The organism is Streptomyces sp. NPDC102259, assembly GCF_044766465.1.
Taxonomy (GTDB): Bacteria; Actinomycetota; Actinomycetes; order Streptomycetales; family Streptomycetaceae; genus Streptomyces.
On the sequence record NZ_JBIWMA010000006.1, the window covers coordinates 311850 to 324373 of the forward strand.

At 70.8% G+C, this 12524-nt stretch carries 10 protein-coding genes and 1 tRNA gene; 5 read left to right on the forward strand and 6 right to left on the reverse strand.

The annotated features are described in order from the left end of the window. Nucleotides 1-15 precede the first annotated feature (15 nt). The 5 genes from ACIRPU_RS17845 to ACIRPU_RS17865 form a co-directional block, all read right to left on the reverse strand. Nucleotides 16-1485: a peptidoglycan D,D-transpeptidase FtsI family protein gene (locus tag ACIRPU_RS17845; RefSeq protein WP_403867825.1), complete on the reverse strand. Its 1470-nt coding sequence runs from the start codon at nucleotides 1483-1485 to the stop codon at nucleotides 16-18. Then, nucleotides 1482-2921, reverse strand: a complete 1440-nt coding sequence (locus ACIRPU_RS17850) for an FtsW/RodA/SpoVE family cell cycle protein (protein WP_403867828.1) — start codon at nucleotides 2919-2921, stop codon at nucleotides 1482-1484. Before ACIRPU_RS17850 ends, ACIRPU_RS17845 begins: the two co-directional genes overlap by 4 nt. A 27-nt stretch (nucleotides 2922-2948) precedes the next feature. Then, complete coding sequence (locus ACIRPU_RS17855; RefSeq protein WP_355707945.1) at nucleotides 2949-4520, reverse strand: Stp1/IreP family PP2C-type Ser/Thr phosphatase; 1572 nt, start codon at nucleotides 4518-4520, stop codon at nucleotides 2949-2951. 92 nt (nucleotides 4521-4612) lie between these two features. Further along, the gene (locus tag ACIRPU_RS17860) at nucleotides 4613-5128 is read right to left on the reverse strand and encodes an FHA domain-containing protein (protein WP_093780442.1); all 516 of its coding nucleotides are present in this window, start codon (nucleotides 5126-5128) and stop codon (nucleotides 4613-4615) included. A 10-nt stretch (nucleotides 5129-5138) separates the two neighbouring features. Further along, nucleotides 5139-6014 carry an FhaA domain-containing protein gene (locus ACIRPU_RS17865; protein ID WP_403867832.1) on the reverse strand — a complete coding sequence of 292 codons (876 nt, stop codon included), beginning with the start codon at nucleotides 6012-6014 and terminating at the stop codon, nucleotides 5139-5141. 417 nt (nucleotides 6015-6431) lie between these two features. On the opposite strand from ACIRPU_RS17865, the gene ACIRPU_RS17870 reads away from it, so the two are divergent. The 5 genes from ACIRPU_RS17870 to ACIRPU_RS17890 all read left to right on the forward strand — a co-directional run bounded on the left by ACIRPU_RS17870 (nucleotide 6432) and on the right by ACIRPU_RS17890 (nucleotide 11085). After that, nucleotides 6432-6518 (forward strand) — tRNA-Leu (locus tag ACIRPU_RS17870). A gap of 269 nt (nucleotides 6519-6787) precedes the next feature. After that, nucleotides 6788-8020, forward strand: a complete 1233-nt coding sequence (locus ACIRPU_RS17875; protein ID WP_403867986.1) for a histidine kinase — start codon at nucleotides 6788-6790, stop codon at nucleotides 8018-8020. Nucleotides 8021-8314: 294 nt separating this feature from the next. Next, entirely contained in the window at nucleotides 8315-9793 is a 1479-nt protein-coding gene (locus tag ACIRPU_RS17880) for a DUF2252 domain-containing protein (protein ID WP_403867835.1), read from the forward strand. Between the two features lie 103 nt (nucleotides 9794-9896). Continuing rightward, nucleotides 9897-10694: a J domain-containing protein gene (locus tag ACIRPU_RS17885; protein WP_403867838.1), complete on the forward strand. Its 798-nt coding sequence runs from the start codon at nucleotides 9897-9899 to the stop codon at nucleotides 10692-10694. A gap of 61 nt (nucleotides 10695-10755) precedes the next feature. After that, complete coding sequence (locus tag ACIRPU_RS17890; protein ID WP_384118170.1) at nucleotides 10756-11085, forward strand: rhodanese-like domain-containing protein; 330 nt, start codon at nucleotides 10756-10758, stop codon at nucleotides 11083-11085. Between the two features lie 134 nt (nucleotides 11086-11219). Here the strand turns inward: ACIRPU_RS17890 and ACIRPU_RS17895 are convergent, their stop codons facing one another. After that, nucleotides 11220-12398, reverse strand: coding sequence for an acyl-CoA dehydrogenase family protein (locus tag ACIRPU_RS17895; protein WP_403867841.1), 1179 nt, complete (start codon nucleotides 12396-12398; stop codon nucleotides 11220-11222). Nucleotides 12399-12524 lie beyond the last annotated feature (126 nt).

The following is a 12524-nucleotide window of genomic DNA, read 5'->3' on the forward strand; positions in this document are numbered from 1 at the left end:
GCGACGTGATGGGGGTCACTTCTTGCTGTCGATGACTGCCTTCATCACGTTCTTCGCGATCGGACCGGCCAGACCGCCGCCGGTGATGTCGCCGCGGTCGGCGGCGCCGTCCTCGACGACGACGGCGACGGCCACCGGCGCGCTGCCGTCGGACAGCTTCGCGTAGGAGATGAACCAGGCGTACGGCTTCTCTTTGTTGTTGAGGCCGTGCTGGGCGGTACCGGTCTTGCCGCCCACGATGACGCCGTCGATCTTGGCCTTGCCGCCGGTGCCCTGCGGATCGTTGACGACCGACTCCATCATTTCCTGGAGGGCCTGTGCCGTCTTGGACGAGACGGCCTGGGACAGCTGCTGGGGCTCGGTCGTCTCCAGGGTGTCCAGGTTGGGGGCCTTGAGCTGGTCGACCATGTACGGCTTCATCAGCTTGCCGTCGTTGGCGACCGCCGAGGCGACCATGGCCATCTGGAGCGGGGTGGCCGCGTTGGAGCCCTGACCGATGCCGTCCAGGGCGTTCTGCGGCGCGTTGTCCTCGGGGTAGATCGACTTGGCGGCGCGCACCGGGGTGTCCAGCTCGGCTTCGTTGAAGCCGAACTTCCCGGCCTGCTCGATCATTTTCTCGTTGCCGACGTTGTCGGCCATCTTCGCGAAGACGGTGTTGCAGGACACCGTGAGCGCGTAGCGCAGCGTGGCGTTCTCGCACGCCCCGTGCTCGTTGGTGAGCTTGCTGGTGGACTGCGGCAGCGGGAACGGGTCCGGGGTCTGGGTCTTCTCGTCGACGCCGGAGACCTCGCCGTTCTCCAGCGCGGCGGCGGCCGTGACCACCTTGAACGTCGAGCCCGGCGGGTAGGTCTCGCGCAGCGCGCGGTTGAGCATCGGGTCGTCGGCGTCGTTCTTCTTCTGGACCGCGTTCCACGCCTCCTGGTCCGTGTCGGAGGACCCGGCGAACTTCGACGGGTCGTACGACGGCGTGGAGACCAGCGCCAGGATCTTGCCGGTGGACGGCTCGATCGCGGCGACCGCGCCCTTCTTGTCGCCCAGGCCGTTGTACGCGGCCTTCTGCGCGGCGGCGTTGAGGGTGGTGACGACGCTGCCGCCCTCCTTCTCCTTGCCCGTGATCATGTCCAGGGTGTTGCGGAAGAAGAGCCGGTCGTCGTTGCCGCTGAGGATGCCGTCCTCGAGCTTCTCCAGCTGGTTGGCGCCGAAGGCCTGCGAGGAGTAGCCGGTGACCGGCGCCCACATCGCGCCGTTGGACCAGGTGCGCTTGTACTTGTAGTCGCCGCTGGTCTCGACCGAGCCGGTGATGGCCTTGCCGTCGACGATGATGTCGCCGCGCGGGGTCGAGTACCGGGTGATGTTGACGCGGCGGTTCTTGGTGTCGCTGGCGAGAGTGTCCGCCTTGACGTACTGGAGGTAGTTGTCGCGCAGCAGCAGCGTGAGGACCAGGAGGCCGCAGAAGATCGCGATCCGGCGCAGGGGCTTGTTCATGACGGGCGGACCACCTGGGTCATCTCGGCGTCGGGGTTCGAGGCGGGGGCGGGCGCGGGGCGGCGCGCGGTGTCGCTGATGCGGATCAGGATGCCGATCAGCGCCCAGTTGGCGATGACGGAGGAACCGCCGTAGGCCAGGAAGGGCATCGTCATACCGGTGAGCGGGATGAGGCCCATCACACCGCCGGCGACGACGAACACCTGGAGGGCGAAGGCGCCGGAGAGGCCGATGGCCAGCAACTTGCCGAAGGGGTCGCGGGCGGCGAGGGCGGTGCGCACGCCGCGCTCGACGATCAGGCCGTACAGCAGCAGCAGCGCCATGATGCCGGCCAGGCCGAGCTCCTCGCCGAAGGTGGCGAGGATGAAGTCGGAGTTGGCGGCGAACTTGATCAGCTCGGAGTGGCCCTGGCCCCAGCCGGTGCCGAGGGTGCCGCCGGAGCCGAACGCCCACAGGGCCTGCATGGCCTGCTCGGAGTGGCCGACGACGCCCTGCTGGGAGAGCGTGTACTCCTTCATCGGGTCGAGCCAGGCCTGGACACGCTGCTGGACGTGGCTCTCGAACTGGGCCACGCCGACCGCGCCGGCCGCGGACATCAGCATGCCGAAGACGATCCAGCTGGTCCGCTCGGTGGCGACGTACAGCATGATGACGAACATTCCGAAGAACAGCAGCGAGGTGCCGAGGTCCGTCTCGAAGACCAGGATCAGGATCGAGATGATCCAGACGACGATGATCGGGCCGAGGTCGCGGCCGCGCGGCAGGTAGAGGCCGAGGACGCGGCGGCTGGCCAGGGCGAGCGCGTCGCGCTTCACCATCAGATAGCCGGCGAAGAAGATCGCCAGCACGATCTTGGCGAACTCACCGGGCTGGATGGAGAAACCGGCCACCGAGATCCAGATCTTGGCGCCGTAGATGTTCTGTCCGAGGCCCGGCACGAGGGGCAGCAGCAGCAGGAAGATCGCGCCGACCATCGAGATGTAGGTGTAGCGCTGGAGGACGCGGTGGTCCTTGAGGAAGACCAGCACCACGATGAACAGGGCGATGCCCATCGCCGTGTACAGCAGCTGGCGTGGCGCGGCCGTGCCGGCCTGCTCGGCCTGCTGGAGGTACTTCGACTGGTCGAGCCGCCAGATGGCGACGAGTCCGAGCCCGTTCAGCAGCGTGGCCACCGGCAGCAGCAGCGGGTCCGCGTACGGCGCGAACTTGCGCACGACGAGGTGCGCGACGCCGGCCAGCAGGCCGAGGCCGAGGCCGTAGCTCAGGAGGCCGGACGGCACCTTCTCGTTGATGGCGAGGCCCACGTTGGCGTAGGCGAAGACCGGGATCAAGACGGCGAACACCAGGAGCGCGAGCTCGGTGTTGCGCCGGCTCGGGGTGCCGATCGAGCCGATCGTGGACGTGTGGTGCGTCGGCGAGTTGGTAGTACTGCTCATCGTGTGACGGGGCCTCTCACGGCTTGCCTACTGCTCACCGCACCGCGAGACGACCTTCTGCTCTTCCTCCGAAAGGCTGGGGCCGGGGGTGGGAGTAGTGGTCGCGGGTGCGGACGGGGACGCGGTTGCCGAGGGGCTCGGCGATGCCTTGGACGTGACGGAGACGGGCGTGGTTCCCGTGGTGCCGCCGGCCTGGCCCTCGCCGGTCTTCGAACCGGTCTTGCTCGCCGTGGGGGTCTCGGCGTGCTTCTTGCATGCGGAGGCCTGGACGGCCAGTTCGTCGATCTTCTTCTGGGCGGTGGACAGGTTGCCCTCGGCGATCGTCGACTCGACCAGCTTCTGCTGGTAGTCCGGGAGGTACTTGAGTTCGATCTCGGGGTGGTCCTTCTCCACCTTCGACAGCGACACCCAGGCCAGGTCCTGGCTGATGCCGCGGTACAGCGCGACGTGCTCGCCCTTGGTGCCGACGTAATACTGCGTCTGCGTCCAGCGATAGCCGCCGTACAGGCCGCCGCCGATGACGGCGAGCGCGAGCACGCCGTAGAAGGATCTCTTCAGCCACCTACGGCCCTTGCGGGGTTTGACGAAGTCGTCGTCGGTGTAGTCGCCGAAGCCGTCGGTGGGGATGAAGCCGGTGATGTCGCCGCCGGAGCCGGGCGGGCCGAACTCGCCGCCCCCGCCGCGCCCTTGCTGTCGGCGGCCGAGGCCCGAGGCGCGTCCCGCCGGGGTCTGCATGATGTTGTTGTCGTGCAGCTGGAGCTGGTTCTCGGCGACCGCGCCGACCACGACCGGAGTGTCGGACAGCTGCCCGGCGAGGGTGTCGCCGGTGTCCAGGTCGAGGACGTCGGCGACGATGACCGTGATGTTGTCGGGGCCGCCGCCGCGCAGCGCGAGCTGGATGAGCTCCTGCACGGTCTCCTGGGGGCCCTGGTAGCTGGCGAGGGTGTCCTCGAGCGTCTGGTGCGAGACGACGCCCGACAGCCCGTCGGAGCAGATCAGATAGCGGTCGCCGGCCCGGACCTCGCGGATCGACAGATCCGGCTCCACATGCTCACCACTGCCCAACGCCCGCATCAGCAGCGACCGTTGCGGGTGGGTGGTGGCCTCTTCCTCGGTGATGCGGCCCTCGTCGACGAGGCGCTGCACCCAGGTGTGGTCCTGAGTGATCTGGGTCAGTACGCCGTCCCGCAGCAGATAGGCGCGCGAGTCCCCGACGTGCACGAGCCCGAGGCGCTGGCCGGTCCACAGCAGGGCGGTCAGGGTGGTCCCCATGCCCTCGAGCTGGGGGTCCTCCTCGACCAGCGAGCGCAACTGGTCGTTGGCGCGCTGGACGGCGGTGCCGAGCGAGGTGAGGACGTCGGAGCCGGGGACGTCGTCGTCGAGGGCGACGATGGTGGAGATGGCCTCGGAGGAGGCGACCTCACCGGCGGCGGCGCCGCCCATGCCGTCGGCGATGGCGAGCAGGCGGGGACCGGCGTAACCGGAGTCCTCGTTGCCCTCCCGGATCATGCCCTTGTGCGATCCGGCGGCGAAGCGCAGTGACAGACTCATGCGCACCTCGCCCGTCGGCTCCGGGTACAGCCGGTCGTGTCGAGCCACACTGCCCACCCTCCGGTCGGGAGCACACGGTGGCCATGGGTGCCGGCCGCCGCCGCGTGCTCGCTCCGCTCGCACTCACTCATGATGTAGCACTACTTCCGAAGCTCGATGACGGTCTTGCCGATACGGATCGGCGCGCCCAGCGGGATCGGTGTGGGAGTCGTCAGCCGCGATCGGTCGAGGTACGTGCCGTTGGTGGAGCCCAGGTCCTCGACGATCCACTGGCCGTCGCGGTCCGGGTAGATCCTGGCATGACGGCTGGAGGCGTAGTCGTCGTCCAGCACGATCGTGCTGTCGTGCGCCCGGCCCAGCGAGATGGTCTGGCCCTGGAGCGCGACGGTCGTGCCGGTGAGGGTGCCCTCGGACACCACCAGCTTGGTAGGTGCGTTGCGGCGCGTGCGGCCTGCGGCGGCGGGCTGCTGGCGCTGCTGCGGAGGCGCCTGTTGGCGCTGGGCCTGCTGGGCCCGCCCGGCCTCCCGGCGCGAACCGCGCTGAGTGACGCGCGTACCGAAGAGGTCGCTGCGGATGACCTGCACGGCCACGATGACGAACAGCCACAGTACGGCCAGAAAACCCAGCCGCATGACCGTGAGGGTCAGCTCTGACATTGCCCCCGCTTCACCCTTCGGCTTGCCGATAAATGATGGTGGTGCTGCCCACGACGATCCGCGAGCCGTCGCGGAGCGTAGCGCGGGTGGTGTGCTGCCCGTCCACCACGATGCCGTTGGTGGATCCCAGATCCTGGATCGTCGAGGGCGAACCGGTCCGGATCTCACAGTGCCGGCGGGAGACGCCGGGGTCGTCGATCCGTACGTCGGCCTCGGTGCTGCGGCCCATCACGAGCGTCCCGCGGGAGATCTGGTGGCGGGTGCCGTTGATCTCGATCCAGTGGCGGGCGCGCGATCCGGGCTGCGGGGCCCCGGCCAGGCCGCCGCCTGCCGCGCCGGGGCGCTGGGCGCCGGCAGCGGGCGGGTAGCCGTAGCCGCCGGCCCGGGGGCCGGGCGGCGGAGCGGAGGGCATGGGCGGAGCGGCGGCGCCGGCCCCGGGATACCCGGGCCCGTCGGATCCGCCGGCGCGCTGTCGGCCGCCCGCGGGCGGCTGCTCCGGCGCCTGGCTGCTGGAGGAGGCGAGCGTACGGCTGCGCACCCGGTACAAACCGGTGTCGAGGTCGTCCGCCTTCTCCAGGTTGACCTTGATCGGGCCCATGAAGGTGTAGCGCTGCTGCTTGGCGTAGTCGCGGACCATTCCGGCGAGCTCGTCGCCGAGCTGGCCGGAGTAGGGGCTGAGCCGCTCGTAGTCCGGCGTGCTCAGTTCCACGATGAAGTCGTTGGGGACGACCGTCCGGTCCCGGTTCCAGATGGTCGCGTTGTTGTCGCACTCGCGCTGGAGCGCGCCGGCGATCTCCACGGGCTGGACCTCGGACTTGAACACCTTCGCGAAGGTGCCGTTGACCAGACCCTCGAGACGCTGCTCGAACTTCTTCAGGACTCCCATGGGGCACCTCCTCCGTAGTGGCTGCTGTCCCGTGCCGTGCTCGTGCTGTCTACCTGGTACTGCTTACTGATCGTATCCACGCGCCGGTGAATCGGCTGGTTCCCCCTGTCGGCCCCGTCGACGGGTGTCGACGCCCTCGTGCGCACCTGGTTCTGCCCAGGATCGTAGAGGCGGCCGAGGACCAGTGTCCCGCACCTGACTGTGGTCCTCGTCCGGCTCCTGGGGAGACGGCCGCCTTAGGTACGAGGTTGATACGCGAACCAGTCACCGCCGAGACGTACGGGGGCCGCCGATGGCCTCCCACCTGCTCCCTGCCCCCACAGAAGGGATGTGAACGCACCCTGGACCGCGTGCTAATGTTCTGCGTGTCGGAAGGCGCAAGGCCGCAAGGCCCACAAGCTCGAAGACACACCCAATGCGCGGGTGGCGGAATAGGCAGACGCGCTGGATTCAGGTTCCAGTGCCCGCAAGGGCGTGGGGGTTCAACTCCCCCCTCGCGCACCAGTCGAAAGCCCCGTAGGTCTCGGACCTGCGGGGCTTTCGCGTATCCCGATGCATACCCCGAGACCTGTCGCGAGGGCGTGCTGTCCGGCACGGTCCGGTCCAGGCCATGATTGCTCACCGTGTGTGAGGAACATCTCAGAGCGGTGGACGGTGACGACCCGGTGGGGGCCGCCGGTCGTCGACGGGGGCCCGCGGGGAGGGTGTAGCGGGCTACACCGCGTTCACCCCGAGTGCGGCCTAGCGTGGGGTGTATGTCGCGAACGACCCCGATGACGACGACGGTCCGGCAGGCGGGACGAGCCACGGGCCGGCTGTTCATCGCCGCGATGATGACCTTCGGTACCTGTCTCTTCGTCACCGTGCTGCTCATCGCCGCCATCGGCACGCTCGTGGTCGTCGGCGCGTGGATGCTGCCCGAGGCCGTGCTGCTGATCCGCCGGATCGCCGGGGCCAAGCGCCGCCAGGTCGCCGACTGGACGGGCCACGAGATCCCCGAGGCGTACGAGCCGCTCACCGGCACCCTGCGCGAGCGGCTGCGCACGGCTGTCCACGACCCCGGCACCCGCGCCGACCTGCGCTGGATGGCCGCCCACTACGTCTACGGCTGGCTGGTGCTGCTCGCGCTGCCGCTGTGGCCCGTGGGGCTGGTCGTCGACGGGGTGTGGTGCGGGCTGCTGCGCCGGGACGCCGTCGTCCTGCCGTTGGTCGTCCGGCTCGCCGATCTCGAGGCGCGCTGGTCGGCGGACCTGCTCAAGCCGTCGCCCAAGGCGCGGCTCGCCGCTCGGGTCCGGGCGCTGACCGAGACCCGCGCCGACGCGATCGCCGCGCACGGCGCCGAACTGCGTCGCATCGAGCGCGACCTGCACGACGGCGCCCAGGCCCGCCTGGTCGCGCTGTCCATGCGGATCGGGCTCGCCCAGCGGGCCTTCGACCGTGATCCGGACTCCGCGCGCAAGCTCATGGCGGACGCGCAGGACCAGGCCGAACAGGCGCTCACGGAACTGCGGCACGTCGTCCGCGGCATCCATCCGCCGATCCTCACCGACCGCGGCCTCGCGGGAGCGGTACGGGCGCTGGCCGCCGGCAGCGGGCTGGACGTGACGGTCCGGGTGGAAGGACTCGTGGACAGCGGTGGCGGTGGCGGTGGCGGCCGTGGTGGTGGGGCGGTCGGGCCGAGCAGTGGGTCGGGCGGCTCTGATGGATCCCGTGGATACCGGGCGCCCGCCGCTGTGGAGGCCGCTGCCTACTTCGCGGTGGCGGAGGCGCTCACCAATGTCGTCAAGCACAGTGGGTCGCCGCGGGCGGCCGTCGAGTTGGTGCGGCTGCGGTACGGGCTGCGGGCCGTGGTGCGGGACGAGGGTCTCGGAGGCGCGGACGAGGACGTCGGGTCCGGCTTGCTGGGGATCCGGCGCCGGGTCGCCGCGCTTGACGGCGTGGTGAACGTGGACAGCCCCGACGGGGGACCGACGACGATCGCTGTGGAGCTGCCCTGTGTGTGGTGAAGCCTGTGCGCGAGAGGTGGTCGTGATGCGGGGAGCACGGTGGGGGTGTTCCGGCCCGGGGGTCGTGTTTCACGTGAAACATGCCCGCCGTCGTGGAGCCGCCGTCGTGGAGCCGTGGCCCACGGCGAGGGTGTGCATCGGAGGGGCTGCCCCGCCTGTGCGGACGAGGGTTTTTCCACAGCCGGGAGGTTGTCCACAGGGGCTGCCGCCGTGCCGTCGTCGGGCTGTACGGTCGCCACGAGTTGATGTTCGGCTCGTCGAGCCGACGGACGTACGTGTGCGGGGGAGGCGGTCATGGTGACCGAGGCCGGTGGTGCGGGGACAGAGATGGGCGGGGCGCGCAGGCTTCCCCGAGTGCGAGGCTTCGCCGAGTGGCCCGTCGCGCGGCCCACCGCTGGACCGGAAGCGGGGGCGGCTCCGGGGTCGCCCGAGCCGAGGTCGCCCAAGGAAGCGGGCAAGGCTCTGCGCGGCCGGGTGCCGCGTTCGGCACACGCCGCGTTCGACATGGACCCCTCCCGGCCGGACGCGGTGGCGGCGGTGGAGGAGTCCAGCCGGGGCCGCATCCCGGAGCTGGCCCCGATTCGGGTCGGCCGGATGATGGCGACGCCGTTCGCGTTCCTGCGCGGCTCCGCCGGACTCATGGCGTACGACCTGGCCCGCACCGCCATGACCGGGATCCGCGCCCAGATCTGCGGCGACGCCCACGCCGCGAACTTCGGTCTCTACGGCGACGCGCGGGGCGGCCTGGTCATCGACCTGAACGACTTCGACGAGACCGTCGACGGCCCCTGGGAGTGGGACCTCAAGCGTCTCGCCACCTCTCTGGTGCTCGCGGGCCGTGAGGCCGGCGCCGACGAGGACACCTGCCGCAGGGCCGTGCACGGCGCGGCCGGCTCCTACCGCCGCACCATGCGGCTCCTGGCGAAGCTCCCGGTGCTGGACGCGTGGAACGCCATCGCCGACGAGGAACTGGTCTCCCACACCGACGCGCACGACCTGCTGGGCACCCTGGAGCGGGTCTCGGAGAAGGCCCGGGCCAACACCAGCGGGCGGTTCGCGGCGAAGTCGACCGAGCCGACGGAGGACGGCGGCCGCCGCTTCGTCGACGCGGCGCCGGTGCTGCGTCGCGTCCCGGATGCGGAGGCATACGCGGTGGCCGCGTCCCTGGAGCACTACCTGGTCACCCTGCCCGAGGACCGCCACCCGCTGCTGGCCCGCCACGCGATCCACGACGTCGCCTTCCGCATCGTCGGCACGGGCAGCGTGGGGACGAGGTCGTATGTGGTGCTGCTGCTCGACCACCAGGGCGAGCCGCTGATCCTCCAGGTGAAGGAGGCCCGCCCCTCGGCCCTGGTCCCGCATCTGCTGGCCGCCGGCTTCGAGGTGCCGGAGGTGGAGCACGAGGGACGCCGGGTGGTGATCGGCCAGAAACGCATGCAGGTCGTCAGCGACGTACTGCTGGGCTGGACGACGGTCGACGGACTCCCCTTCCAGGTACGGCAGTTCCGCAACCGCAAGGGCAGCGTCGACCCGGCCGCGCTCGCCGCCGACCAGGTCGACGACTACGGCCGGATGACCGGCGCGCTTCTCGCCCGCGCCCACTCCCACAGCGCCGACCCCCGCCTCATCGCCGGCTACTGCGGGAAGAACGAGGATCTCGACGAGGCGATCGCCGCCTTCGCCGTCGCCTATGCCGACCGCACCGAGGCGGACCACGCGGACCTGGTGGCGGCGGTACGGGCGGGGCGGATCGCGGCGGAGACGGGCGTGTGAGGGGCGGTCGGACGGAGTCGCGGCAGGGGAAGCCCGGGCAGGGCGACCCCTGCGGGGCGGCCGGTCGGGTGGGTTCGGGGGAGCGTTGGCCTAGGCTGGTCGGGTGACGACCCCCGAAGCTGAGCAGCCCCGGCCCGAGGCACGGCTGGAGCAGGCCGTGCGGGCCGCCGAGCAGGCGTTGATCGAGTTCGAGATCGCGGTGGAGACCTTCCGCGTCGAGGTCGAGAACTTCTCGCGGCTCCACCATCAGAAACTCGGCCCGATGTACGCCCGGCTCGACGAACTGGACGCCCAGATCGCCGAGGCCAGGGCCGCCCGCACCGGTGATCCCGAGGACCGGCGCAAGGCCGCCGAGGCGCGGGCTCGGGTGTTGCCGATGCCCGGGGTCGAGGAGCTGTTCCACGGCTGGATGGACGGCGAAGGGCTGTTCCCCGAGGCCGAGGCGATGCTCACGGACCAGCCGGTCCGGCCCCCGCAGCGGGTGCGACCCAGCGAGGAGGCCCGCAAGCTGTACCGCGAGCTGGCCCGCAAGGCGCACCCGGACCTGGCACAGGAGGATGACGAGCGGGCCCGGCGCGAGGAGTTCATCACCCGCGTCAACGCGGCCTACGCCCGTGGCGAGGAAGCCCTGCTGCGTGAGCTGGCCGAGGAGTGGGCGGCCGGTCCGGCGCCCGCGGAGCGCAGCCCGAGCCCCAGCGAGGAGCTCTACGCCCGTCTTGAGTGGCTCGCTCAGCGCAAGGAGATGCTCGCGCTGGTCGCCCGGGAACTGGAGGGCGGCGCGATCGGCTCCATGCTCCGCATGGCGCCGGAGGACCCCGACCGGCTCCTGGACGAGATCGCCGACAAGCTTCTCGCGGACGTCGCCGCCCGTGAGGCGGAGCTGGCCGAGCTGGTGGGGTAGCGGACCGGTCGTGTCGTACGCCCGGTCGGGTAGCGTCGGGCACATGAGTTTCGGAGCTGGTGTGCCCACGGTCCAGGTCGGCGACCTCAAGGACGACGACTTCCTGCTCGACGTCCGAGAGGACGACGAGTGGCAGGCGGGTCATGCCGAAGGGGCACTGCACATCCCCATCAGCGAGTTCGTCGGCCGCTACGGTGAGCTGACCGAGGCGGCTCCGCAGGACGGTCGGGTCCATGTGATCTGCCGCTCCGGCGGTCGCTCGGCCCAGGTCACGATGTACCTCGTCCAGCAGGGCATCGACGCCGTGAACGTCGACGGCGGCATGCAGTTCTGGGCCGCCACGGGCCGCACGGTCGTCACGGACGAGGGAAACCCGGGCTCCGTCCTGTAAGTCGTCGGACCGGCACGTGATCGGGCGGCCGGTAGCCGTCGGGTGGCTGGCCGGTACGCCGTCGGGTGGCCGGACCGGCGGCCGGGTCGGCGGCCGCCTCGTCGGGTCGGCCGGTTCGGCTCGCCGGGGGGGTGTCAGCCGAGGGGATGGGCGGCCAGTAGGTCGCCCAGGGCCTCCTCGTGTGCCGCGGCCGGACCGAGCGACAGTTCCAGGTGCTTGGCCCAGGCGTGGTACCGGTGCAGCGGGTAGTCGACGTCGGCGCCCAAGCCTCCGTGCAGATGCTGAGCGGTCTGCACCACCCGTCGTACGCCTTCCGAGGCCCAGATCTTGGCCACGGCCACATCCCCGGAGGCCGGCAGCGCGCCCGGCGTCCCGGCGGCGATCCGCCACGCGGCCTGCCACAGCGTGACCTCCATCGCGCGCAGGTCGATGTAGCGGTCGGCCGTCTGCACGGCGACGGCCTGGAAACTGGCGATGGGGTGTCCGAACTGCTCCCGCTTGCCGGCGTACTCGCTGGTCATCGCCAGCACGCGCTCGCCCAGACCGAGCGCCTGCGCGCAGGTCCCCGTGGTCAGCAGGGCGCGCAGCCACTGCCAGGCGCCGTCGGCGGTGACGACGTCCCGGTCGGCGATCCTCGCCGATTCGAGGCGCAGTTCGCCGAGCCGCTCACCGGTGGTGGAGATCTGCTCGGCGAGCACGACCCCTTCGTGCCCGCGTGCCACGACGGCGAGGACGCTGCGGTCGTCCTCGGTGCGCGCCGGCACGACGACGAAGTCGGCGTCGTACGCCCACGGCACCACCGTCTGCACCCCGTCCAGCACCCACTCGCCACCGCCCGGCTCCCCCGGGCCGCCCACACCTTGTCCGTCGGCCGTGTCGAGCTGCCGTGCGGTCACGGCGAGTTCGGCCGGATCGTGGCCGGTGCGGCCGTTCGCGGCGACGGTGAGGACGATCTCGCCCCGGCCGGCCCGAGCGAGCAGGGACGACTTCAACCCCGGGCCGCCGTAAGCCTGTAGGGCGGCCGCTGCCGCGCTGTTCTCCAGCAGCGGTACTCGTGCCAGCACCTTCGACGCCTCGCGCAGCACCAGACAGAGCGCGATGGCGTCGAGGCCCGCCCCGCCGAACTCCTCGTCCAGCAGCAGGCTCAGCAGGTCCGCCGAGGCGAGCCTGGCCCACAGCGCGCGGTCGAAGTCGTCGGCCACGGCGCCCCTGGTGAGCGCGGGGCTCGGCACGTCGTCGGGGGCGACCCCGGCGAACACCCCCCGCGCCGCCTCCGCCGCTGCCTGCTGCTCCTCGGTGAAGGTGAAGTCCACGGCCTGTCCTCCCGACGGGTCAGCTGATCTGACGGAGCGTCAAGATAGAACAGGTTCTAGAAGAAGGGAACGGTCGGTGGGAGGGGAACGGTCGGTAAGGCGATGAGGCGGAAAGGCGGAAAGGCG

What these genes read in the sequence shown, in the direction of transcription:
- ACIRPU_RS17860 (WP_093780442.1), bottom strand. Translation starts at nt 5,128, where the DNA reads ATGTCAGAGCTGACCCTCACGGTCATGCGGCTGGGTTTTCTGGCCGTA.
- ACIRPU_RS17845 (WP_403867825.1), bottom strand. Translation starts at nt 1,485, where the DNA reads ATGAACAAGCCCCTGCGCCGGATCGCGATCTTCTGCGGCCTCCTGGTC.
- ACIRPU_RS17875 (WP_403867986.1), top strand. Translation starts at nt 6,788, where the DNA reads ATGACGACGACGGTCCGGCAGGCGGGACGAGCCACGGGCCGGCTGTTC.
- ACIRPU_RS17865 (WP_403867832.1), bottom strand. Translation starts at nt 6,014, where the DNA reads ATGGGAGTCCTGAAGAAGTTCGAGCAGCGTCTCGAGGGTCTGGTCAAC.
- ACIRPU_RS17850 (WP_403867828.1), bottom strand. Translation starts at nt 2,921, where the DNA reads ATGAGCAGTACTACCAACTCGCCGACGCACCACACGTCCACGATCGGC.
- ACIRPU_RS17880 (WP_403867835.1), top strand. Translation starts at nt 8,315, where the DNA reads ATGGTGACCGAGGCCGGTGGTGCGGGGACAGAGATGGGCGGGGCGCGC.